Below are 21,081 nucleotides of genomic sequence, written 5' to 3'. Positions count from 1 at the left end.
CTTGGTCCACCTTTCTGAGCAATACGAGGGCGGAAGTTCCCGACGGGAACGTGCGCGCCGATTGAGTGCGACCTTGCTCGATTGATTTAAATCAAGCGCGCAAGGTGAAGGAAGAGAACTGATTGCCACCTGTGCCGCTGGCGCAAGCGTTCAAGTTCTGAAGACAGCAGCCGTCGGCACATTACTCCCCGGGAGGATGCTATGGTTCGATACGGTCTGATCGGCTTTGCGGCCGCGATCCTCGTCGCTGCCAGCCTTGTTCCTGATGATGCATCGGCACGCCGCGGTGGAGGTGGCGGCATTCGCGGTGGGGGAGGATTTCACGGTGGCGGCATGCGCGCGGGAGGCTTTCACGGCGGCGGCATGAGAACAGCTCACGTTCGGAGCGGCGCCGCTCACGCGGGACGCATTCACGGTGGTCGCGGCTATCGCGTGGCCGGAGGTCCTCGGCCTTCGCATCCAATAGCTGGACGTCCCGGTCGGCCGGGTTATCCAGGTGGTCCGATCGCCGGCCGTCCGGGGCGACCGATCGCGGGTTACCCCGGATACGGTGGTGGCTATTATCGACCGGGTTGGGGCTACGGTGCTGCCGCTGTAGGCGCCGCTGCTGCGGCGGGAGCGTACGGTTACTACAACAATAGTTGCTACTACGATGCCTACGGCAGGTATATCTGCCCAGGTCAATATCCGTATCAGTATTGAGCCGAGCGAGGGAGCGGGAGCGGCGGCGCTCCTCGCTCTTTCGCGATCGCTGCAGACAAGGTGCAAACTTCTTCGCGGCGCCTTGCCCTGGGCCAGGCAGGAAGCTTATCCCTCTTGCTGGCTCAGACTGGGCATGAGCGATACATGGCCTGCAGCGGGCCTCCGCTCAGAAATATCGTTCGCCGCGTTAGCCCGCCACGTTGTGCGATCCAGCGACGCACCGGCCCCGGATACATCGAATAGATCATGCGGGTCGCGCCTGGGTTTGTCACGGGCCGCCCTCGATGCCCAATGTCCCAAGCGGCGTGAAAGGCTAATTCTGCACGTGAAGTGACGCAAATCCTGTTGGAGGGTAAGGTCGCCAAGACAATCGTGCATGCAGATGCGCAGAAACCATCGATAATTACGTGCTGGCCTGAAGCGCGCAGCCGCTCATACCGATAGATATATTTCCCGATCCGTCCACCGGGGTCGTCTGCGATCCGCACGGCCGCCTCGCTTGCGCATGATCCAGCAAACATGAGCATTGTGATGAGAAGCCCCATCCAGCGTTTCATGCCTATCGCCCCAAAAGGTCGACTTCTTCCCTGTGCTCCATTTTGCCAATCAGAACCGCAGGAAATTGATCTACATCAACGAGCGGCAGGACATGAGCGGCTCAGTCGGGGGGCCAGCTAGCAGTGCTCATCGCGTACGGAGCAAGAGGATGTGGGTCCTGATGTACGTCTTCTCCTACTCAGTCAGCCCGGCCGCCACCAGTGACAAGGCGGAATGGAGGCTCCTCCCGACAGTCGTGTTTCAGGAGTTCACGAGTGAAGAGCGATGCCGGAAGGCCAAGACGACACTTGAAGGCAGCTTGAGCGAGGCAGGAGCCAAGCTTAGAAGCGGTTTGGAAGATTTGAAGAGCCTCGGGAAAGCCGATCCGACGCAGCTCATCATTGCATACAACGTCGAATGCCTTCCGAAGTAAATTTCGGCCATGGGCCGGTGGGATCCCGAATCCGTGCGCGAATGCGGGCGGATCGAGGCTCAGCGAGCGCAAACCAGCTCTACCTCATGAGGCCCAACGTTCACTTTTGCACTGTTGTCCGCTAAGGTTCGATGTAGGATTGTCGGGCCGGAGAGGACGTAATTCATGCGAGACCGCGTTACCTAGCGCTCGCCGTCTCAGCCAGCATATTCACGATCACGGCCGTTTCTCTCCTCGCCCTTGGTTTTCGATTCCCAATTGGCGCATCAAAGCCGAACCGGGCCGCCCCTTTTGAACGCGACCCTTATGTTTTCGAGAGCGATCTCATCTGCCAAACATTTGGCTTGGGAGAGTGACCCATGCGGAGCGCCGAGGAGTGCCGCAAACTCGCGAGCGACTATCGAAGAAGGGCCGAGGAAGATGGAGTGTCACCGAGAATGGCGAACCTGTTCAAAAACATCGCAAACAGCCTAAGCGGCCTCGCGAGCCAGTTCGAACTTCTGACTGCTGTCGCAGCGGAGGAGTCACGAGACAGGACAAGGCGCAAATGACCGACATTTTGCTCAGCCCTCACGAGAAGCGCTTTCTCAGGCGCTTGGCCGCCGGGAAAACGGACGCGGAGATCGCTGTCCGGCTTGGAGGCAGCCGCAAGCAAATCGCGGAACAGCGAGTGCGATTGTTGGGGAAGCTGGGACTCACGGCTCCAGAGGAGATCGCCGATACAGCGAAGCGACTTGCGAGCTGGAGCACCTACAGAGGTGTTACCTAACGAGGCCGGCATCACGTATTTTTCTCAAACGGCCTGCTGTTGGTCTCAAGTACGATTCCTGCGTCGGAAGACAACGGCAGCCTAGCTGCGAACCGGCCTAGCCGTACAAATACCCGACCGGCTTGCCTTCGGTGCGCAGGGGACGCACGTCCTTCTGGGTGATGATCTGACCGGCGAGGCCGTCGATCTCGTCGCGCTGTGTCGCCGTCCAGCTGCGCAGCTCGTTCATGCCCTTGAGCAGGCCGAGGCGGAGGACCTGCGTGTTTTCGCCGACGCCGATCAGGTTGATGGAATCCTTGCCCGCCGTCACCACGTCGCCGGCAGAGAGTTCAAAGCTCTCGCCGGACTTCTTCTTGAACTCGGCCGTGCCGCGAATGACGCGATAGATCACGACCTCGCCCTTGGCAAAGCGGGTCGCGTCCGCCGCGGCAGACGTGCTCTTCGGCAAGAGCGCGTGGCCACGCGGGTCGGTCGCGATGATGTGGCCGGTGACGAGATGCCCGCTCGGAATCTCGATGCCGATGTCGCGAATGTAAACCGGCATCGCCGATCTGACGGAACCATCGGTGAGCGGCTTGAACAGCGCGTCGAGCGCCAGGGGATCCTGAAGCCAGAAGCCGGCATCGGCCGGGCGGTCATGCAGCGGATGGCTCCAGGCCACGCGCGGCGTTTCGTCCTCATTGATCTGATCCGGGCCGACAATGGTCGGGTTCGGAAAGGTGGCGGGATCGGTGATGAAGGCTTCGAGAAATTTGCCGGAATAGCCCATCGAGATCGGATCGGGCACCACCGTCTGCGGCGTCTTCAAATTCTCTTCGGTCGACAGGCCTGACCAGGTGTAGAACAGCTGGCGATGCACGATCGCGCTTTGCAGCATCACCGCGCCCGGGCCGACATTGTACCAGCGGCCGTCATAGTCGAAGGTGAACGCGCCCGAGGTGACCAGCACGAGCTGAAAGCCGCCCGGCGGCAGATGCAGATGGAAGTCGGTAGGGCCGGTGTCGGGCCGATAAATCGGCAGATTGGTGGCCACCTCGTGCAGCAGGAAGGTTTCGTTGTTGGCGTGGAAGCCTTCGTGGGCGCGGTTGTAGAGCGCCTGCGGCCGGTAGGTCGCCTCGAAATTCGCATTCTTGTCGCGATCGATCGCCACGAAGTCCTGATCGTTGAGGCGCAGCCGGGCGCCGTTCGGATGGGTGAGACCGGTGAATTTGATGTCTCCGGCAGCATGCACGTTCATGGCATTCTCCGATCTGAGGCCATTCATCCCGGAAGCCGAGCGCACGTGACTGGCCGCTCCTCATCTGGCCGGGCAGGGACTTGGCCTGATGCAGTCTTGCGAATTTCAGGCCAGCCGGAGCGCAATGCGGCGCGCTGGTCCGCCGGCTGCACGCGACGCGCAAATAATCGAGATTGCACCTGAGGTTAGACAATGGGTGGCGCCGAACTCGCCCGACTTCTCCGGACAAGCGTCAGTGGGCGCAGCGGCTTGTCTTGTCTAATTTGTCGGCATGCCCTGCAAAAGCGCATGCAGCCGGCCCCCGCGACGGGCGCCCGGCACGGTTCAGTCGAATGATCGCGAAAGCGCCGGCTCGGGCTTGCCGGACGGGCTGCCTGCCCATTTCGCCATGTCCATGGCGCGCGCGTCGAAGCCTTCGCACCAGAGGCAGCTCGGCTCCGTGTGGCCGTGGGCCGTCAGCATCGGCACAAGCGCATGGCCGCAGCCGGGGCAGGGTGTGGTGCGGTTCATGCGCTTCTCCACGATCTCCGCAATTCAGGAATGGCATTTTCGTCGCGCAAGCTTGCGGGGGCGCTATGACGGCGCAGAAGCGCTGCGTTGGATAAGCGCGCTCGTTCCCGACAGCGTAGATGTAGCGATCCATTGTGACACGGCTGCGATGTCGTCGCCGCTGTCGCGATAGGCGCGAAGCTGGAATTCCGCCGAGCTGCCGCGCGCGACGATGGTGCGGCAGTGTTCGATCTCGGCGGAGCAGTTCAGTGCGGCTGCGTCCTCCGCAATGTCGTCGATCACCCCGGTGAGCAGCTCCGAGATCGTCACCGGTCCGTCCTTCGAGGCGAAGATGCAGTCGGTGCCGTAGCGCTGGGCGCGCCATTTGTTCTCGACCGCGATCGCGCGCTCGACCGCAGTGACCTCCCGGGACAGCTGAGGGCGCAGATAGAGATGCCGCGTCAGGCAGCGGTAGAGCGAGGCGATGGCAACCGCGTCGTCGACGAAGGTGCAGGTGTCGGGCGCGCGAAGCTCCAGCGTCGGATGCTTCATGGAGGGGCGCATTGCCCACCAGATGTGGCTTTCGTCCGGGATCACGCCGGAGCGCTGCAACGCGCCGACATAAGCGTCGAAATCCTGCTTGCCTTCGAACAATTCGGGCAGGCCGGTGCGCGGCAGCTCGGAATAAGCCGCGAGGCGGTAGCCCTTCAATCCGGTCTTGTGCGAATTCCAGAAGGGCGAGGACGCCGACAGCGCGATGAACAGCGGCAGATGCGGCAGCATGGCCCGCATCACCGCCATGCGCTTCTCGGGATCCGGCAACTGCACATGCACGTGCATGCCGCACATCATGTTGCGGTGACCGATGCTGCGCAGATCCTCGATCATCTCCTCGTAGCGCGGTTTCGGGCTGGGCTGCGACATGCGCCAGACTGCGCTCGGGTGCGTGCCGCAGGCCATGATCACGAAGCCGTATTGCGCAGCGACGTTCGCGACCTCGCGTCGCAGGAAGCGCAACTCCTCGCGCGCGTCGTTCACGTCGACATGAACGTTGGTTGCGACCTCGAGCTGCGATTGCAGCATCTCGCGCATGGCCTGGCCGCCGGTCGACCAGTTTGCCGATTCGAACAGCTCGTTGGGCGTGCGGATCGCGACCTCGAAGCTGCGGCGGTCAGCGAGGAAGTATTCCTCCTCCATGCCGAAGGAATATTCCGCCGGATTGCCGCCGCCGCCGGCAGAACGGATGACGACATGCTGCTTGTCCTCGGAGGGGGCAAGACGCAGCAGCTTTGAAACGTCTGAAGCAAATGTCATTGGCCACCGGCGCGGTCATTACCTGCGGGCGATAATCCGTCTGATTGTGGCCGGTTCCGCACCCAATGTACTGGAAATTGCAGGGTCGAACGGAACAATTTTGACGGCTTCGGACGCTCGCGCGATCAGGGCGTGGTTCGGCGGGACTTCCGCCCAGTCCGATTCCTTATCGAACGGCTCGGAGACGACGATGACTTGCCCGCCGTCCTCGCGGAAGTAGAGCGTGTTCGCGGCATCGTTCACCGAGACCCGAAATGCGTAGAGGTCGCGGCCGTTGGCAATCGCGCTGGTAAAGCGCAGCCGTTCGCGAAGCCCGCCTTCATTGACGAATCCGATGAGGGATTGCAGCACGGACTGTGTCGCGCCGAGCGGATCGTGCTCGAGACCGGCCCCCCATCATGGCCAGGAACACGGCTTCCGAATCCGTCGTGCCCAGCCGCGACGGATAGTAGGCATCGGGAATCAGCGCCTCGACTTTGCGCCGCAGCCGATTCCAGCTCCCGACGAACCCGTTGTGCATGAACATCCAGTGCCCGCAGGCAAAGGGGTGACAATTCTGCCGCGTCACGGCCGTGCCGGTTGCGGCACGCACATGAGCGAAGAACAGATGCGAGTGCAGATGCCGGCAGAGGTAGCGCAGGTTTTCGTCCGACCACGCCGGGCGCGTCTCGCGATAAAGGCCCGGCTCGGGGTGCTCGCCATACCAGCCGAGACCAAAGCCGTCTCCGTTCGAGCCCGCCGTGGACTGAAGCGAGCGGATGCTCTGCGCAATCAGCGAATGCTCGGGTTCGGTGACATAAGGCTCGAACGAGGTGGTTTCGCCCCGGTATGCGATCCAGCGGCACATGCGGGTTCCTGCCAGGCGGTTTGATGCGTCGCGAGGTGCATCAACACCTGTCACGGACGCATGGTTCCAGCTGCGAAAGGGTTGCATGACCGATCCCGCAACGCCGAACGGATGCGGCGGCTGGTCGCAGCCGGTCCGCCTTGATTCCGACAGGCGTACCTATAATTCTGAAGCGAACAAGAATCCGGGCCCCTCTGGCGAGGACGTCGACGTTCGTCGGCAAACCTCGCGATGTCGGATGACCAGTCCCGCGCGAATGCGATGGATCGGCCGATTGTCGGGCCCCCTGTTTCGTTTTCTCCGACCATTCGTCCCCATCGCAGCTCCGTGCGGCTATTTCGCAAGTTAAGGGAGCTACGATGTCCGGAACCAAGTCCTCAAATTCGATCGAGATCACGGAACCGTCCAGCCTGAATGAGCAGGCCGCGGCGGCCGTGGTGATCGTGGGCGCCCTGGTAGCGGTTGCTGACCGGCGCGTCTCACCCGTCGAACGCGACGAGGTGATCCGTTTCATCAGAGACCGCAAGCTGGCGCCGCACATCGGCGACGAACGGCTCCGTGCGATGTTCGACGAACTCGCCGAACGGCTCGAAGAGCCGGATTTTGCCAACGTCGTGATCGATACGCTGCGACCGGTTTCGAACCTGCCGCTGTCGTCGCATCTGGTGGAGCTGTCGGAGCGCGTTGCTGCCGCAGACGAGGACGTACATCCCCACGAAGTCCAGGCGATTAAATTGTTGCGCTTGCTGACGCTGGTGCTGCCGCGCGCGAAGCCGGTCGGGGCGAGTGCGCCGGGCCCCAAGCTGCAGGCCGCCTCGAAGGGGTAAGCATGAGCACGATTTCGAACGAGCGCGCCAGGCAAACCGAGGGGAACACCGAGCAGATCGCTGGTGGAGACCCGCGCCTGGCCAAGCTCGTCGACCGCCTGCCGCCGCGCATGAGCGACACCCTGACCTATCTGCTCAAGCCGTCCAGCCGCTGGGTCAGGATCCCCTCGGGCACGCTGCTGGTCGTCGGCGGTGTGCTCTCCATCCTCCCGGTGCTCGGCGTCTGGATGCTGCCGCTCGGCCTTGCTCTGCTCGCCGAGGACGTGCCTGCGCTGCGCTCCTCCCGTTCAAAAGTCTTCGACTGGATCGAGCGGCGCAAGCCGCATTGGCTCGATCCGTCTGCCTCTAGGAATGATCAATCATGACTGAACTCATCACCGCCGAAGCGCTGTCCGCGCTGTTTCAAGTCATCCTGATCGATCTCGTGCTCGCCGGCGACAATGCCGTCGTCATCGGCCTTGCGGCTGCCGGCCTGCCGGCCGAGCAGCGCCGCCGCGCCATCATCGTCGGTATCGCCGCTGCCACCGCACTGCGTATCGCCTTCGCCGGCGTTGCGACCCAGCTTCTGCAAGTGATCGGCCTTCTGCTCGCCGGCGGCGTGTTGCTGCTCTGGGTCTGCTGGAAGATGTGGCGCGAGCTGCGCGAGCAGGCCGCGCATTCGAAAGAACTCGCATTCGATAGTAACGGCGCAGGTGCTGCGCCGGTACAGCAGCCGGTAACGCAGAAGACTTTCGGCCAAGCGGCGGTGCAGATCGTCGCCGCCGACGTGTCGATGTCGCTCGACAACGTGCTCGCGGTCGCGGGCGCCGCGCGGGAGCATCCCTACATCCTGGCCTTCGGCCTGCTCTTGTCGGTTGGGATGATGGGCGTTGCCGCGGATCTGCTTGGCCGTTTGCTCCAGAAGCAGCGCTGGGTGGCCTATGTCGGCCTCGCCATCATCCTTTACGTCTCGTTTGAGATGATCTATCGCGGCACGCTGGAACTTGCACCGGTGATTGCGAGTCTCTGAGGCGACAATCTACCGCAGTCCGGAGTGATCAATGACGTCTGAACCCAAAGCACCTTCGGCGCGGGCCGCGCCGTTGCCGCCGGTCGGCCTGCTTCCGAAGCTGATCTTCGGCTCGCGCTGGCTGCAGCTGCCGCTCTATGTTGGCCTCATTGTCGCCCAGTCCGTCTATGTGCTGTTGTTCCTGAAGGAGCTCTGGCACCTCGTCTTGCATTCGTTCGACGCCAGCGAGCAGCAGATCATGCTGGTCGTGCTCGGGCTGATTGACGTCGTCATGATCTCGAACCTTCTGATCATGGTAATCGTGGGTGGATACGAGACCTTCGTTTCCCGGCTGAACCTCAGCGGCCATCCGGACGAGCCGGAATGGCTCGGTCACGTCAATGCCAGCGTGCTCAAGATCAAGCTCGCAATGGCGATCATCGGCATCTCCTCGATCTCGCTGCTCAGGACCTTCATCGAGGCCGGCAATCTCGGCACGACCCGCAGCAATTTCACCGAGAGCGGGGTAATGTGGCAGGTGCTGATTCATATGACCTTCATCGTCTCGGCGGTCGGCATCGCCTGGGTCGACCGCCTCAGCGAGAGCGGCCATCGCAAGGCGGCCGAGCACGGCTGATAAGCTGGCCGCCCAATACCTCCCGAGCGGCCAATCCTGGAGCCCGCCTGATCGTCCGGTTGGGCGGGCTCTCTTTCGAGATCGATAAAATTGTCTGCAATCGGTTCAGTGCCGGCAAACGCTGCCGACAAGAAGCCGGGCGCCTTAAACCAGGCCTTTGGAACCGATCTGCATCCTGCCCGCAAAGGGCAGGGCATCGGGCATGACAATTCTCAGGGAGATCGTCGCAGCGGTCGCGGGAGTCTACGCGCTCCTGCTGGTCTGTGACGCATTGTTCGGCGTCGGCGAGGCGCGCTTCGACGACGCTTATTACCGCGCAAGCTTCTACGCACCGCGGCCGAAGGAGTTTCGGTTCGCAAGCGACACGCCGCCGGCGGTGCGCGTCAGCGACGCCTTCGCGCAGTTCGCACCTAGCGACGCCAAGCCGAACCGCCGCTACTCGTCGCTGACGACGATCATCCGCTGACGCAGCCTCATTCCCCCTGAATCCATTCCGCGACGCCGCGCCACAGCGTGTCGCGGTGCTCGGGGCGGAAGAAGCCGAAATGGCCTATTCCCTTGGCGCCGACGTCGGACGGTTTGACCATCAGCACCTCCGGCTTGATCGCAGTGAATCCGCTCGCGAGCAGCTCGACCGCGGGCCGCGTCGCCCAGGGATCGTCGGAGAAACATAGCGAGCGCAGCTCGCCCTTGAACCTGGCGAAGTTCTCGAGTGCCGGCAGCTTTGAATCGAACAGATAGCGCGGGCTCGAGACCCATTCGGTCCATTGCAGGAAGACGCCCTTGGGCAAATCCTCGCCGATACCGGCCCAGCCCGGTGCGTAACCGAGTGCTTTGACCAGCGGCACACCGACAAAATTCATGAAGGCGTAGACCCGGTATTTTTCCGGCGAGGTCATCAACCGCCATGTCGCGGCCTGCGAGGCCACCAAGGCCGCGCGCGAGATATCGCTGTTATTCGCGATCAGCCCGAGCGCCTGGCCGCCGAAGGAATGGCCGATATAGGCGAGCGGCAGGGCATGATAGCGCTCGCGCATCCAGCTGACCGCGGCGGTGACGTCGAGCGCCGCCCAGTCCGACATCGAGGCCTTGAAGCCGACCAGCGATTTCGGCTGGTTGTAGCCGACCATCGCCGGCAGGCGGGAATCGCCGATGCCGCGATAATCGTAGGTCAGCACCGCGCAGCCGCGATGGGCGAGGTAGGAGGCAAAGCCCCGATAGATCTTTCGCGGCACGGCGGTCGCCGAATTGATCAGGACGGCATGGCGCTTGGCGCCGCGCGGCAGGAACAGGGTGCCGGTCAGGGCATAGCCGTCGGCTGCCGGGAAGCTGATCTCGTCGATGAAAACGTCATCCAGTGCCTCGCCCATGGCAGTCGGTGTCCTGTCGGATTCCTCAAGCCTGCCCAAGCAAATGCGAATTCGGCTTTGGCCGCAAGGGTTTGCGCTGCGAAATGGATTTACAACTGGCGGGGCGTGGCCGGCCTGTGTATAAGGCGGCCCTCGCAACCCCTAGATCAGGTTGTGGTTTTTGCTTCACGGAGAGATTGCGATGTCCGAGCGGTGGACGCCCGAGTCCTGGCGCAGCAAGCCGGTGCTACAGGTGCCCGAATATCCCGACGCCAAGGCTCTGGCCGACGTCGAGGCGCAGCTTGCGACCTTTCCGCCGCTGGTGTTCGCAGGCGAGGCGCGCAATCTGAAGAAGGCCTTGGGCCGCGTTGCGGCCGGCGAGGCCTTCCTGCTGCAGGGCGGCGACTGCGCCGAGAGCTTCGCCGAGCACGGCGCCAACAACATTCGCGACTTCTTCCGCGTGCTGCTGCAGATGGCGGTGGTGCTGACCTATGCCGGCGCGGTGCCGGTGGTGAAGGTCGGCCGCATCGCCGGCCAGTTCGCGAAACCGCGCTCGTCGGCGACCGAGAAGGTGAATGGCGTCGAGCTGCCGAGCTATCGCGGCGACATCGTCAACGACATCGCCTTCACCAGCGAAGCGCGCATTCCCGATCCGCAGCGCCAGCTGATGGCCTATCGCCAGTCCGCCGCGACGCTGAACCTGCTCCGCGCGTTCGCCACCGGCGGCTTCGCCAATCTCGGCAGCGTGCATCAATGGATGCTGGGTTTCCTCAAGGATAGCCCGCAGTCACGCCGCTACAAGGAGCTGGCCGACCGCATCTCGGACGCGCTCAACTTCATGCGCGCCTGCGGCCTCGACCTCGAGAGCCATCCGGAGCTGCGTGCCACCGATTTCTACACCAGCCATGAGGCGCTGCTGCTCGGCTACGAGCAGGCCATGACCCGCGTCGATTCCACCACCGGCGACTGGTACGCGACCTCGGGCCACATGATCTGGATCGGCGACCGCACCCGCCAGCTCGATCACGGCCATGTCGAATATTTCCGCGGCATCAAGAATCCGATCGGGCTGAAGTGCGGCCCCTCGCTCAAGGTGGACGAGCTGCTGAAGCTGATCGACGTGCTCAATCCCGACAACGAGCCGGGCCGGCTGACGCTGATCGGCCGCTTCGGCTCCGACAAGATCGGCGAGCATCTGCCGAACATGGTCCGTGCCGTGAAGCGCGAGGGCCGGGTGGTGGTCTGGTCCTGCGATCCCATGCACGGCAACACCATCACCTCGACGTCCGGCTACAAGACTCGCCCGTTCGACCGCATCCTGTCCGAGGTCAAGTCGTTCTTCGCGGTCCACGCCGCCGAGGGCACCCATGCCGGCGGCGTGCATCTGGAGATGACCGGCCAGGACGTCACCGAATGTCTCGGCGGCGCCCGCGCGATCACGGATGAGGATCTCAACGATCGCTACCACACGGTCTGCGATCCCCGCCTCAACGCCGAGCAATCCATCGATATGGCGTTCCTGGTCGCGGAGCTGCTCAAGCAGGAGCGCGCCGGCAAGGCTCAGCCGATTCCGGCCGCAGCGGGGCTGTAAGACCTTGCTGCGGATCTGGAAGGCCACGATCAATTCCCGCAACGGGCTGGCCTTTGCGTTCCGGTCGGAGCAGGCGGTCCGCGAGGAGATCTTTGCGCTGCTGCTGTCGGTGCCGCTCGCCTGGTTCATCGGCGCCACCGCGATGCGCGCGGTCGAATTGGTGTGCTCTGTCGCTTTCGTGCTGACGGTCGAGTTGCTCAATACCGCGATCGAGAAGCTCGCCGACCGGCTGACCTTGGATCACGACAAGCAGATCGGCCGAGTCAAGGACATGGGCTCGGCCGCGGTTGGCGTTGCGCTCTTGATGACCGGCGCGTTCTGGATCATTGCCATCATCGAGCGATTGGGGTTCCTGTAACTCGGGATCGGATAAAGCGGCCATGACCGAACGTCTCGACACATTCGCGGTCACGCTCGCCCAGCTCAATCCGACCATGGGCGACGTGGAGGGCAATGCGGCCAAGGCGCGCGCGGCGCGGGCGCAGGCCAAGTCCGACGGCGCCGATCTCGTGTTGTTTCCAGAACTGTTCATCGCCGGCTATCCGCCGGAAGACCTGGTGCAGAAGCCCGCCTTCCAGGCCGCCTGCCGCGCCGCGATCGAAAGCCTCGCGCGCGAGACCGCCGATGGCGGGCCTGCGATGCTGGTCGGCACGCCCTGGGTCGAGGAGGGCATGCTCTACAATGCCTGTGCGCTGCTCGACGGCGGGCGCATCGCGAGCCTGCGTTTCAAGTGCAACCTGCCGAATTACGGCGTGTTCGACGAGAAGCGGCTGTTTTCGCGCGGCCCTGCCGCCGGTCCCGTCACTGTGCGCGGCGTGCGCATCGGTGTGCCGATCTGCGAGGACATCTGGCTGGAAGAGTCCGAGGATTACGAGAACGTGGTCGAGACGCTGGCCGAGACCGGCGCCGAGATCGTCCTGGTGCCGAACGGCTCGCCTTACGCCCGCGACAAGAACGACGTGCGCCTGTCGGTCGCGGTGGCGCGCGTCACAGAGAGCGGGCTGCCGCTGGTCTATCTCAACCAGGTCGGCGGCCAGGACGAGCTCGTGTTCGACGGCGCATCCTTCGCGCTCAATGGCGATCTCTCGCTCGCGGCGCAGCTGCCGGCCTTCGAAGAAGGCATCGTCACGCTGCGCTTCAGCAGAAACGGCGACGACTGGCGCTGCAGCGGGCCGATCGCCGAGCTGCCCGAGCGCGACAAGGCCGACTACGCCGCCTGCGTGCTGGGCTTACGCGATTACGTCGCCAAGAACGGCTTTCCAGGCGTGCTGCTCGGCATCTCCGGCGGCATCGATTCGGCGCTCTGCGCGGCGATCGCGGTCGACGCGCTCGGCGTCGACCAGGTGCATGGCGTGATGCTGCCTTACTGCTACACCGCGCCGCATTCGATCGCGGATGCCGGCGAGCTCGCCGGCCATCTCGGCATCCGCTACGAGGTGCTGCCGATCGCCGAAGCCGTGACCGGGTTCGAGACGATCCTGTCCGGCATCTTCAAGAACCTGCCGCCCGATATCACCGAGGAGAACCTCCAGGCCCGCACCCGCGGCACGCTGCTGATGGCGATCTCCAACAAGACCGGGCTGATGGTGGTGACGACCGGCAACAAGTCGGAGATGTCGGTCGGCTACGCCACGCTTTATGGCGACATGAACGGCGGCTTCAACCCGATCAAGGACATCTACAAGACGCAGGTGTTCCGCCTGGCAAGCCTGCGCAATTCCTGGAAGCCGGAGGGCGCGCTCGGCCCTGCCGGCGAGGTGATCCCGCCCGACATCATCACGCGCCCGCCGACCGCGGAGCTGCGCGAGAACCAGACCGATCAGGACTCGTTGCCGCCTTACGACGTGCTCGATGCCATCCTGGAGCGCCTGGTCGAGCGCGAGGAGCCGCTCGACCAGATCATCGCCGCCGGCTTCGACCGCGAGACGGTGATCCGGATCGATCATCTGCTCAACGTCGCCGAATACAAGCGCCGCCAGGCCGCGCCTGGGGTGAAGGTGACACCGAAGAATTTCGGCCGCGACCGCCGTTATCCCATCACCAACCGTTTTCGCGACAAGGGCCAGCCGTTGCCGGCGACGGATGAGGCGCTGGTGTCACGTGGAAGCACGGCGTCAATCGACGCATTCGAGGGGTGAAGCCTGGCCTGAGCGACGGCAGGCGCTATGACGGGGTTGCGAAAAACAGCACCCTCAGGAAGCGCGTGTATTCGGATTCGAGCGCCATGATCGCCACAAATACGAATACCACGACCGGCGGCAGCAGGATGGCATAGGTCAAGGCCAGCCGCTCCCAGGCCATGTGCATGAAGACGGCGACGATCAGGCCGGCCTTCAACATCATGAACAGCAGGATCAGCGACCACCTCAGATAGCCATGCAGGCCAAAGTAGTCGACGAGGTAGGAGAACGTGCTGAGGACGAACAACCAGCCCCAGACCACGAGGTAGAGCTTGATCGGGTGCTGTTGCCCCTCGGCGTGAACGGCTTCCGTTGCGACTGCGCCGTGCGCCGGAGCGTGGAGCCGCTCTTCCATGTGTACCGCCGCGTTTGTCATGCGCCGACCTCACCAAAGATAGAAGAATGCAAAGATGAACACCCACACGAGATCGACGAAGTGCCAGTATAGGCCCGTGATCTCGACGATCTCGTAATTCCCCCTTCGGCTCGTGAAGAAGCCGCGCCTCTCGACGTCGAAGTCGCCACGAAAGACCTTTCGCGCGATGGCGATCAGGAAGATCACACCGAACGTCACATGGGTGCCGTGGAAGCCGGTGATCATGAAGAAGCTCGCACCAAACTGCGGGGCGCCCCATGGATTGCCCCAGGGCCGGACGCCCTCCATGATCAGCTTGGTCCATTCGAAGGCCTGCATTCCGACGAAGGTCGCGCCGAAGGCTGCAGTGACCAGCATCAGGATTGCGGTTCTCACCCGATCGCGGCGGTAGCCGAAATTGACGGCCATCGCCATCGTACCGCTGCTGCTGATCAGCACGAAGGTCATGATGGCGATCAGGATCAGGGGCATGTGGTTGCCCCCGATATCGAGGGCGAAGACTTCGCTGGGATTGGGCCACGGCACGGTCGTCGACATGCGCGCCGTCATGTAGGAGAGCAGGAAGCAACTGAAGATGAAGGTGTCGCTGAGGAGGAAGATCCACATCATGGCCTTGCCCCAGGACACGTTCTTGAAGGCGCGCTGATCGGACGCCCAGTCGGCGGCGATGCCGCGCCAGCCTTCAAGCCGCGCAGGCGATTGGCCCGGATTTGTCAGCACGGTCTCAGCCATCTGGTCTCGCCTCCCTAGCTCAGCAATTGGCGGCAGATGTCGACGAAATCGTCGGTCCAGCCGGTGAGAAGACCGAGCAGGACAAGCCAGACCAACAGCAGGAAGTGCCAGTAGATGGCGCACAGCTCCACGCTCAAGCGCATGCCGGCGATCTCGGCGCCGCGCCACATCTTGGCCGAGGTTCGGCCCAAGGCCACCAGACCGCCCGTCAGATGCAGCCCGTGCACTGCGGTCAACAGGTAGAAGAAGGAATTCGATGGATTGGACGCCACGAAATATCCCGCAGCCCCGAGCCGTTGCCAGGCCAGGAGCTGCCCGGCGAGGAAGATCACGGCAGATGCTCCGCCCGCGAGCAGACCGATCATGACGCCTTCGGTATCGTGTCGGCGCGCGGCCACGTACGACCATTGCAGCGCGACACTGCTCAGGACCAGGACGCCCGTGTTGACCCACAGCAGCCGCGGCACCGGCAGCGGCCGCCAGTCCACCACGCTCATGCGCATCGAGTAGGCGCTGATGAAGAGGATGAACAAGGCGCTCGCGACCGCGAGAAACACGCCAAGTCCGATCTTCGCTGCCGGCCAGGTTATGGCATCGCCGCCGGGGAAGTCACCGGCCGGGCCTTCCTCCAGCCAGGGCTTGGCCGTCAGGCGCTGTTGCGACAGCCACCATCCGGCGATCACCGCAAGCACAGCCAGGAACAGGATGATGGCGCTCACGAAGCAGCTCCCTGAACGAGCTGAGTCGCACGCGGCGGCTGGTTCTGCGGAATGAAGTCCTCCGCGGCACCGGGCACACTGTAATCATAGGCCCAGCGGTACACGACAGGGAGCTCCTTGCCCCAGTTGCCGTGCGCTGGGGGCGTCTCCGGCGTCTGCCACTCCAGCGTCGTCGCCCGCCACGGATTGCCGCCTGAGGCCTCACCTTTGAACAGGCTCCAGACAAGGTTGAACAGGAACACCATCTGGCTAAAGCCGACGATCAAGGCCACCACGGAGATGAAGGCGTTGAGTGAATGGGCCGAGGACGGGATGAACGTCGTATCCAGGAGTTCGAAATACCGGCGCGGGACCCCGAGCAGTCCAAGATAGTGCATGGGGAAGAAGATCAGGTAGGCGCCGAGGAAGGTGACCCAGAAGTGAAACTTGCCCATGGCCTCGTTCAGCATCCGCCCCGTGACCTTTGGGTACCAATGATAGATCGCGCCGAGCACGACCATGATCGGCGCCACGCCCATCACCATGTGGAAATGGGCGACCACGAACATGGTATCCGAGAGGGGCACGTCCACGACGACGTTGCCGAGGAAGAGGCCGGTGAGCCCGCCGTTCACGAAGGTGACGATGAAGCCGAGGGCGAACAGCATCGGCACCGTGAGATGAATGTCGCCGCGCCACAGGGTCAGCACCCAGTTGTAGACCTTGATCGCGGTGGGGATTGCGATGATGAGCGTCGTGGTGGCGAAGAAGTACCCGAATTGCGGAAACATGCCGCTCACATACATGTGGTGCGCCCATACGATGAAGCTGAGCGCGCCGATGGCTACGATCGCCCAGACCATCATGCGATAACCAAAGATGTTCTTGCGCGCATGCGTGCTGATCAGATCGGAGACGATGCCGAAGGCGGGCAGGGCAACGATGTAGACTTCGGGATGACCGAAGAACCAGAACAGGTGCTGGAAGAGCAACGGGCTGCCGCCGCCATGTTTCGAAAGCGTGCCCATCTCGAGGAGAGCGGGCATGAAGAAGCTGGTTCCCAAGAGACGGTCGAACAGCAGCATGACCGAGGCAACGAACAATGCAGGGAACGCGAGGAGCGCCATAACGGTCGCCGTGAAAATGCCCCACACCGTCAGGGGCAGGCGCATCAAGGTCATGCCGCGCGTGCGCGCCTGCAACACAGTGACCACATAGTTCAGCCCGCCCATGGTGAAGCCGATGATGAACAGGATCAGGGACGCGAGCATGAGAAGGATGCCCCAATCCTGCCCGGGCGTTCCTGAAAGGATTGCTTGCGGCGGGTACAGCGTCCAACCGGCGCCGGTGGGGCCACCGGGCACGAAGAATGTCGAGGCAAGCACCAGGACTGCGAGCAGGTAAATCCAGTAGCTCAGCATGTTCACATAGGGGAAGACCATGTCCCTGGCGCCGACCATCAGCGGGATCAGGTAGTTGCCGAAGCCGCCCAGGAACAATGCAGTGAGCAGGTAAATCACCATGATCATGCCGTGCATGGTGATGAACTGGAGGTACTGGTTGGCATCGATGAAAGAGAATGTGCCGGGGAATCCCAGTTGCAGCCGCATCAGCCACGACAGCACCAGGGCCACCAGCCCGATGGCCGTGGCCGTCAGCGAATACTGAATGGCGATCACCTTGGCGTCCTGCGAGAACACATATCGTGTCCACCAGCTCCGCGGATGATAGAGCTCGACGTCAGGTACTTCGGCAGGCGGGATGCCGGGGATCCCTTCATATGGAACATCGACCATAGAACCTCCTCGGTCGTTCCATCGGGGGGAGGCGCTGGCCTCTTGCGCCCGATCTATCTTCGGCGGCAGCTTGCTACTTGCTGCCGGATTGGTACGTCGTCTTCACGACGGCTTTTGCCGGCGATAATTCTGCGAACGTTTTTTGTTGCTCCAGCCAAGCGTGATATTCACGCTCTTCGTCGACGATGACCTTGGCCCGCATTTGATAGTGAGCAGTGCCACAAAGCTCCGCACAGAGGACATCGAACGTTCCGGTTCGGATCGGCGTGATCCAGAAATAGGTCACCATGCCTGGAACCATGTCCATCTTGGCTCGGAATTCGGGCACGTAGAAATCGTGCAGGACATCAACCGAGCGGAGGAGAACCTTGACCGGCTTTCCGACTTGAAGGTGCAGGTCGCCGCTCTCGATCACGACATCGTCCTGCGCGTGCCGGTCGTCACGATTGAGCCCCATCGGATTGTCGGAAGCGATGTTGCGGACATCGGATGTGCCCAACTGCCCATCCTTGCCCGGAAGGCGGAAGCTCCACTGCCATTGCTGGCCCATGACCTCGAGCTCGGTGGCATCCGCAGGCACCGTCACGAACTGGTGCCAGACCACGAGGCCAGGCGCCAGCATGGCCGCGACGCCGACGCCGGTCCCGACGCTCAGCCACCATTCGAGCCTTTTGTTTTCCGGATTGTAGTCAGCCCTTCTTCCCTCTCTATGGCGAAAGCGGAAGACGCAGTAAGCCATGAAGGCGATCACGGCGACGAAAACAAAGCCCGTGATCCAGAATGTGATGTTGATCGTGTGGTCGATATAGGCCCAGTTCGTGGCGATCGGCGTCCACCACCACGGGCTGTAGATGTGAAACAGCACCGAGCCGATCGCGACCAGAAGCAGTATCAGTGCGACAGCCATCCTGATCCATCCTTGCCATCGAAGGCTACGGATACGAATCCAGGGCGGAGCTCATGTCGGTCGCGATGGCTGGCCTTTCTTGGCATATGCCATCGCCGGCCTCTTGCTTCGCCCAGTCCACCGATCGCGAAATCAAGAGAACGCTCGCGACCTTCAACTCTAAGGGCGTCTGCGTCTAAAATGATCCCAGCCTAATCCGGCGTCAATAGAGCAATAGAGGTGCCCGAATTGGTGTGATTGCCGGTGCTGGCAAACCGACAAGCATCCGGCGCCTATGTTCGGTTTGGGTGATGCAACGCACAAATCCGTGCGGGTGCGCAATTCACCCAACCGTGAGTGCAGTCGTGCTCCGCGCGCGCTAAGCTTGCTGGGCAGGTCGCGACGGGTTCCGTCCGGCCAGGCTCGGTTACTGAACCTGGGTTGCCGTATCAGACCCTTCGCGTTTCCTGCTCGTCAGGCGGACACGCGTGGCTGAAGAGCGCGTGTTGTCGAAAACCGCGATTTTCAGCACGGGAGGGTCCGTACATGGCCACTCTGTACTCCCACGACATCAGGCGGCGCGCATTCGGCGAAGCGACCTCCTATCCCATTCGCAAGATCAGCTTGTCCGACCTGACCGAGGTCCTGCGCCTGGGTTGGGGTGATTTCCAGGCGATGCCGAGTCACGCGATCGTCGTGTGCCTGATTTATCCCGTTCTCGGTCTCGTCCTGTTCAGGATGGTGCTCGGCTATTCGGTGCTGCCGCTACTGTTTCCGCTGGCCGCCGGCTTTGCCTTGATCGGTCCTTTTGCCGCGATCGGTCTCTACGAACTCAGCCGTCGTCGCGAGCGCGGCGAAGAGGTCGAAGCATGGGATGCGATCAAGGTGCTGCGCGCACCGTCGTTCGGCGCCATGGTCGAACTCGGCGTGCTCCTGCTGGTCCTGTTCGGGGCCTGGATCGGTGCCGCGAACGCAATCTATGTCGCGATCTTCGGTCACGCTGCGGCCGCAAGCATACCCGACTTCGCAACGCGCGTGCTGACGACACCCGAAGGCTGGTCGCTCATCATCATCGGTTGCGGTGTCGGCTTCCTGTTTGCGGTTGTGGCATTGTGCGTTAGCGTCGTGTCATTTCCGTTGATGCTGGACCGTCATGCGACGGCGATCGACGCGATCCGCACGTCGCTCCGAGCGGTGGCGGCGAATCCGGTTGCGATGGCCGGATGGGGCCTCATCGTGGCGGCGCTGCTCGTGATCGGCTCGCTGCCGCTCTTCGTCGGTCTCGCCGTCGTTCTGCCGGTGCTCGGTCATGCCACCTGGCACCTCTATCGGCGGGTGGTCGAGCCCAATCCGAACCCACCGGACGCACCGCCGCCGCCCCGGAAGGGTAGGCGCTACGCAGCAGACTTTCCGGCCAATCTCTTCCCGTGGAGCCGCGAGGGCGAGCCGTAACAGCGGAACGGCCGCGCTGGGACGCCCGCGCGGAGCATGACAGAGCGACGGCCTACTTCTGCTGCTGCGGCAGGAAGGTCGGGCCGACCGAGCGGATCGGCTTGTTCTCCGACGCGGGGCTCGCGTCCGCGGGTGGCGTGGCGACCGGTGCGGCAGTTGCTGGCGCAGGAGCCGCGCCTTTCTTGGCATTGGCAGGCTGCGGCGCGCCCTTGTTGAGCCGTTGCTGCTGCATCTTCCTGGCGCTTTCCTCGGTGACGATGATGTCGCCCTGCTGCTCGGCCGCGGCCTTGTCATCGGCCGATTTCAGCGCATCCGCCCAGGTCTGTCCCGCCGCCTTGCAGGAGCAGGAAGGGTTGAACTCGCTGCGGAATTTGAATGCGGTCGGCAGCGCCGTGTAGGGCTGGCCGCCGATCGAGACCGCAGCGTTCATATCCTCGCCGGGATTGCGATGGCTGTAGAGCACGGCTTCCGCGGCCGGGCACAGCGCCTTGCAGGTCTTCTCATCGTCAGGGAAGCGCGCCGGCACGGTGGCAAAGGAGATCGGGAAATAGGCGCCGTCGCAGGTGCGCACGCAGACGGTGCGGAAGGTGCCGGATTGCGGGCCGAGATCGGAGGGCGGCATGGCCTGCGGATTGTTCGGATTGTTGCCGCCGAACAGATTGCTGAGGAAGTTGCCGCCGCCCTGCTGCTGCACGGCATTGGCATATTGCGGGCCGCAATTGTTCTGCGCCAGCGCCATCAGCACCGAGCGGCGCTGGTTGTCGCGCTCCGGGTTGGCGCCGGGACCGCCGCGCAGCCGCTCGAGGCTGCCGGTAATCTGGTCCAGATTGGCGCGCATCTGCTGGATCTGGGTGTTGACCGGGCCGCACTGCGCCGACTGGCCGTTGAACAGCGAGAAGAAGCCGGAGGAATCACAGCCCATGCGCTTGGCCTGCATGGTGACACGGTCGAGCTCGGCCTGCTGCTTGGCCTGGGAATCCTGGTAGCGGCGGATCTGCTCTTCGCGCGCGGCATCACCTCCGCCGCGATCGAGCGCGGCGAGTTGGGCTTCCAGCCGCACGCACATCGGGTTCGGTCCGAGCCCGTTCTGGCCGGGCTGGGGCGGCGGGCCGGCCTGCGCCAAAGCGCCATCGGCGAGCACGAGTGTGCCGAGGAGCACGGTGCAGGCAAGGAGGGAGCGGGCACGGAGGAGAGAGAAGAATTCAGGCATATCCGCCATTCTAGCGAGGTCACGGCCCAGC

Annotated in this window: 22 protein-coding genes and 1 pseudogene; 11 read left to right on the top strand and 12 right to left on the bottom strand. The window is 63.2% G+C overall.

What is annotated here, in order from left to right; genetic code table 11:
* Positions 1-201: 201 nt before the first annotated feature.
* A complete protein-coding gene (locus XF30_RS40200) occupies positions 202-702 on the top strand; it encodes a hypothetical protein (RefSeq protein ID WP_036001549.1) in 501 nt (166 codons plus the stop codon).
* A 122-nt stretch (positions 703-824) separates the two neighbouring features.
* Here the strand turns inward: XF30_RS40200 and XF30_RS39485 are convergent, their stop codons facing one another.
* Complete coding sequence (locus XF30_RS39485; RefSeq protein ID WP_036001546.1) at positions 825-1,259, bottom strand: hypothetical protein; 435 nt, start codon at positions 1,257-1,259, stop codon at positions 825-827.
* Between the two features lie 161 nt (positions 1,260-1,420).
* On the opposite strand from XF30_RS39485, the gene XF30_RS25130 reads away from it, so the two are divergent.
* Entirely contained in the window at positions 1,421-1,672 is a 252-nt protein-coding gene (locus XF30_RS25130; RefSeq protein ID WP_225151078.1) for a hypothetical protein, read from the top strand.
* 866 nt (positions 1,673-2,538) lie between these two features.
* On the opposite strand, the gene XF30_RS25115 is transcribed toward XF30_RS25130, so the two are convergent.
* From XF30_RS25115 to XF30_RS25100, 4 genes and pseudogenes are all read right to left on the bottom strand, one after another.
* On the bottom strand, positions 2,539-3,678 hold the full coding sequence (locus tag XF30_RS25115) for a hypothetical protein (RefSeq protein ID WP_109145840.1): 1,140 nt from the start codon (positions 3,676-3,678) through the stop codon (positions 2,539-2,541).
* A 324-nt stretch (positions 3,679-4,002) separates the two neighbouring features.
* Positions 4,003-4,188: a hypothetical protein gene (locus XF30_RS25110; protein ID WP_109144145.1), complete on the bottom strand. Its 186-nt coding sequence runs from the start codon at positions 4,186-4,188 to the stop codon at positions 4,003-4,005.
* A 63-nt stretch (positions 4,189-4,251) separates the two neighbouring features.
* On the bottom strand, positions 4,252-5,481 hold the full coding sequence (locus XF30_RS25105; RefSeq protein ID WP_109144144.1) for a carboxylate-amine ligase: 1,230 nt from the start codon (positions 5,479-5,481) through the stop codon (positions 4,252-4,254).
* An 18-nt stretch (positions 5,482-5,499) separates the two neighbouring features.
* Positions 5,500-6,328 (bottom strand): annotated as a pseudogene (locus tag XF30_RS25100) (class II glutamine amidotransferase).
* Between the two features lie 359 nt (positions 6,329-6,687).
* On the opposite strand from XF30_RS25100, the gene XF30_RS25095 reads away from it, so the two are divergent.
* The 5 genes from XF30_RS25095 (at position 6,688) to XF30_RS25075 (ending at position 9,246) form a co-directional block, all read left to right on the top strand.
* A complete protein-coding gene (locus XF30_RS25095) occupies positions 6,688-7,155 on the top strand; it encodes a tellurite resistance TerB family protein (RefSeq protein ID WP_109144143.1) in 468 nt (155 codons plus the stop codon).
* A 2-nt stretch (positions 7,156-7,157) separates the two neighbouring features.
* A complete protein-coding gene (locus tag XF30_RS25090) occupies positions 7,158-7,520 on the top strand; it encodes a hypothetical protein (protein WP_036022245.1) in 363 nt (120 codons plus the stop codon).
* Positions 7,517-8,164: a TerC family protein gene (locus tag XF30_RS25085; RefSeq protein WP_036022248.1), complete on the top strand. Its 648-nt coding sequence runs from the start codon at positions 7,517-7,519 to the stop codon at positions 8,162-8,164. The genes XF30_RS25090 and XF30_RS25085 overlap by 4 nt, the downstream gene beginning before the upstream one ends.
* A 31-nt stretch (positions 8,165-8,195) precedes the next feature.
* Positions 8,196-8,780, top strand: a complete 585-nt coding sequence (locus XF30_RS25080; RefSeq protein ID WP_036022249.1) for a TIGR00645 family protein — start codon at positions 8,196-8,198, stop codon at positions 8,778-8,780.
* A 202-nt stretch (positions 8,781-8,982) separates the two neighbouring features.
* Positions 8,983-9,246 carry a hypothetical protein gene (locus XF30_RS25075; protein ID WP_036001521.1) on the top strand — a complete coding sequence of 88 codons (264 nt, stop codon included), beginning with the start codon at positions 8,983-8,985 and terminating at the stop codon, positions 9,244-9,246.
* 7 nt (positions 9,247-9,253) lie between these two features.
* Here the strand turns inward: XF30_RS25075 and XF30_RS25070 are convergent, their stop codons facing one another.
* Positions 9,254-10,150 carry an alpha/beta hydrolase family protein gene (locus XF30_RS25070; RefSeq protein WP_109144142.1) on the bottom strand — a complete coding sequence of 299 codons (897 nt, stop codon included), beginning with the start codon at positions 10,148-10,150 and terminating at the stop codon, positions 9,254-9,256.
* Positions 10,151-10,331: 181 nt separating this feature from the next.
* Between XF30_RS25070 and XF30_RS25065 the strand changes: the two genes are divergently transcribed.
* The 3 genes from XF30_RS25065 to XF30_RS25055 are packed head-to-tail and all read left to right on the top strand — an operon-like array spanning position 10,332 to position 13,858.
* On the top strand, positions 10,332-11,720 hold the full coding sequence (locus tag XF30_RS25065) for a class II 3-deoxy-7-phosphoheptulonate synthase (RefSeq protein WP_036001515.1): 1,389 nt from the start codon (positions 10,332-10,334) through the stop codon (positions 11,718-11,720).
* Between the two features lie 4 nt (positions 11,721-11,724).
* Entirely contained in the window at positions 11,725-12,078 is a 354-nt protein-coding gene (locus XF30_RS25060) for a diacylglycerol kinase (protein WP_036001513.1), read from the top strand.
* 22 nt (positions 12,079-12,100) lie between these two features.
* Positions 12,101-13,858, top strand: coding sequence for an NAD+ synthase (locus XF30_RS25055; RefSeq protein WP_109144141.1), 1,758 nt, complete (start codon positions 12,101-12,103; stop codon positions 13,856-13,858).
* Between the two features lie 25 nt (positions 13,859-13,883).
* On the opposite strand, the gene XF30_RS25050 is transcribed toward XF30_RS25055, so the two are convergent.
* From XF30_RS25050 to XF30_RS25030, 5 genes are all read right to left on the bottom strand, one after another.
* Positions 13,884-14,276 (bottom strand): cytochrome C oxidase subunit IV family protein, encoded by a 393-nt coding sequence (locus XF30_RS25050; protein WP_036001507.1) that lies wholly within the window; start codon positions 14,274-14,276, stop codon positions 13,884-13,886.
* 9 nt (positions 14,277-14,285) lie between these two features.
* Entirely contained in the window at positions 14,286-15,008 is a 723-nt protein-coding gene (locus XF30_RS25045; RefSeq protein WP_036001504.1) for a heme-copper oxidase subunit III family protein, read from the bottom strand.
* 14 nt (positions 15,009-15,022) lie between these two features.
* Positions 15,023-15,727, bottom strand: a complete 705-nt coding sequence (locus XF30_RS25040) for a cytochrome c oxidase subunit 3 (protein ID WP_036001502.1) — start codon at positions 15,725-15,727, stop codon at positions 15,023-15,025.
* Complete coding sequence (locus tag XF30_RS25035) at positions 15,724-17,502, bottom strand: cbb3-type cytochrome c oxidase subunit I (protein WP_036001499.1); 1,779 nt, start codon at positions 17,500-17,502, stop codon at positions 15,724-15,726. The genes XF30_RS25040 and XF30_RS25035 overlap by 4 nt, the downstream gene beginning before the upstream one ends.
* A gap of 73 nt (positions 17,503-17,575) precedes the next feature.
* Positions 17,576-18,409 carry a cytochrome c oxidase subunit II gene (locus tag XF30_RS25030; protein ID WP_109144140.1) on the bottom strand — a complete coding sequence of 278 codons (834 nt, stop codon included), beginning with the start codon at positions 18,407-18,409 and terminating at the stop codon, positions 17,576-17,578.
* A gap of 525 nt (positions 18,410-18,934) precedes the next feature.
* Here XF30_RS25030 and XF30_RS25025 point away from each other — a divergent pair.
* Positions 18,935-19,840, top strand: coding sequence for a DUF2189 domain-containing protein (locus XF30_RS25025; RefSeq protein WP_109144139.1), 906 nt, complete (start codon positions 18,935-18,937; stop codon positions 19,838-19,840).
* A gap of 52 nt (positions 19,841-19,892) precedes the next feature.
* Here XF30_RS25025 and XF30_RS25020 read toward each other — a convergent pair whose 3' ends face one another.
* Positions 19,893-21,059 (bottom strand): DUF2865 domain-containing protein, encoded by a 1,167-nt coding sequence (locus tag XF30_RS25020; protein ID WP_109144138.1) that lies wholly within the window; start codon positions 21,057-21,059, stop codon positions 19,893-19,895.
* Positions 21,060-21,081 lie beyond the last annotated feature (22 nt).

Source organism: Bradyrhizobium sp. SUTN9-2 (assembly GCF_003122645.1).
GTDB lineage: Bacteria > Pseudomonadota > Alphaproteobacteria > Rhizobiales > Xanthobacteraceae > Bradyrhizobium > Bradyrhizobium yuanmingense.
This window is presented reverse-complemented; position numbering and strand designations above follow the sequence as displayed.

Bases quoted from the DNA above. Each gene is read 5' to 3' on its own strand.
- XF30_RS25070 (WP_109144142.1), bottom strand. From the start codon at position 10,150: ATGGGCGAGGCACTGGATGACGTTTTCATCGACGAGATCAGCTTCCCG.
- XF30_RS25095 (WP_109144143.1), top strand. From the start codon at position 6,688: ATGTCCGGAACCAAGTCCTCAAATTCGATCGAGATCACGGAACCGTCC.
- XF30_RS25045 (WP_036001504.1), bottom strand. From the start codon at position 15,008: ATGGCTGAGACCGTGCTGACAAATCCGGGCCAATCGCCTGCGCGGCTT.
- XF30_RS25080 (WP_036022249.1), top strand. From the start codon at position 8,196: ATGACGTCTGAACCCAAAGCACCTTCGGCGCGGGCCGCGCCGTTGCCG.
- XF30_RS25050 (WP_036001507.1), bottom strand. From the start codon at position 14,276: ATGACAAACGCGGCGGTACACATGGAAGAGCGGCTCCACGCTCCGGCG.
- XF30_RS25035 (WP_036001499.1), bottom strand. From the start codon at position 17,502: ATGGTCGATGTTCCATATGAAGGGATCCCCGGCATCCCGCCTGCCGAA.
- XF30_RS40200 (WP_036001549.1), top strand. From the start codon at position 202: ATGGTTCGATACGGTCTGATCGGCTTTGCGGCCGCGATCCTCGTCGCT.
- XF30_RS25130 (WP_225151078.1), top strand. From the start codon at position 1,421: ATGTACGTCTTCTCCTACTCAGTCAGCCCGGCCGCCACCAGTGACAAG.
- XF30_RS25020 (WP_109144138.1), bottom strand. From the start codon at position 21,059: ATGGCGGATATGCCTGAATTCTTCTCTCTCCTCCGTGCCCGCTCCCTC.
- XF30_RS25025 (WP_109144139.1), top strand. From the start codon at position 18,935: ATGGCCACTCTGTACTCCCACGACATCAGGCGGCGCGCATTCGGCGAA.
- XF30_RS25105 (WP_109144144.1), bottom strand. From the start codon at position 5,481: ATGACATTTGCTTCAGACGTTTCAAAGCTGCTGCGTCTTGCCCCCTCC.
- XF30_RS25065 (WP_036001515.1), top strand. From the start codon at position 10,332: ATGTCCGAGCGGTGGACGCCCGAGTCCTGGCGCAGCAAGCCGGTGCTA.
- XF30_RS25030 (WP_109144140.1), bottom strand. From the start codon at position 18,409: ATGGCTGTCGCACTGATACTGCTTCTGGTCGCGATCGGCTCGGTGCTG.
- XF30_RS25055 (WP_109144141.1), top strand. From the start codon at position 12,101: ATGACCGAACGTCTCGACACATTCGCGGTCACGCTCGCCCAGCTCAAT.
- XF30_RS25085 (WP_036022248.1), top strand. From the start codon at position 7,517: ATGACTGAACTCATCACCGCCGAAGCGCTGTCCGCGCTGTTTCAAGTC.
- XF30_RS39485 (WP_036001546.1), bottom strand. From the start codon at position 1,259: ATGAAACGCTGGATGGGGCTTCTCATCACAATGCTCATGTTTGCTGGA.
- XF30_RS25075 (WP_036001521.1), top strand. From the start codon at position 8,983: ATGACAATTCTCAGGGAGATCGTCGCAGCGGTCGCGGGAGTCTACGCG.
- XF30_RS25110 (WP_109144145.1), bottom strand. From the start codon at position 4,188: ATGAACCGCACCACACCCTGCCCCGGCTGCGGCCATGCGCTTGTGCCG.
- XF30_RS25115 (WP_109145840.1), bottom strand. From the start codon at position 3,678: ATGAACGTGCATGCTGCCGGAGACATCAAATTCACCGGTCTCACCCAT.
- XF30_RS25090 (WP_036022245.1), top strand. From the start codon at position 7,158: ATGAGCACGATTTCGAACGAGCGCGCCAGGCAAACCGAGGGGAACACC.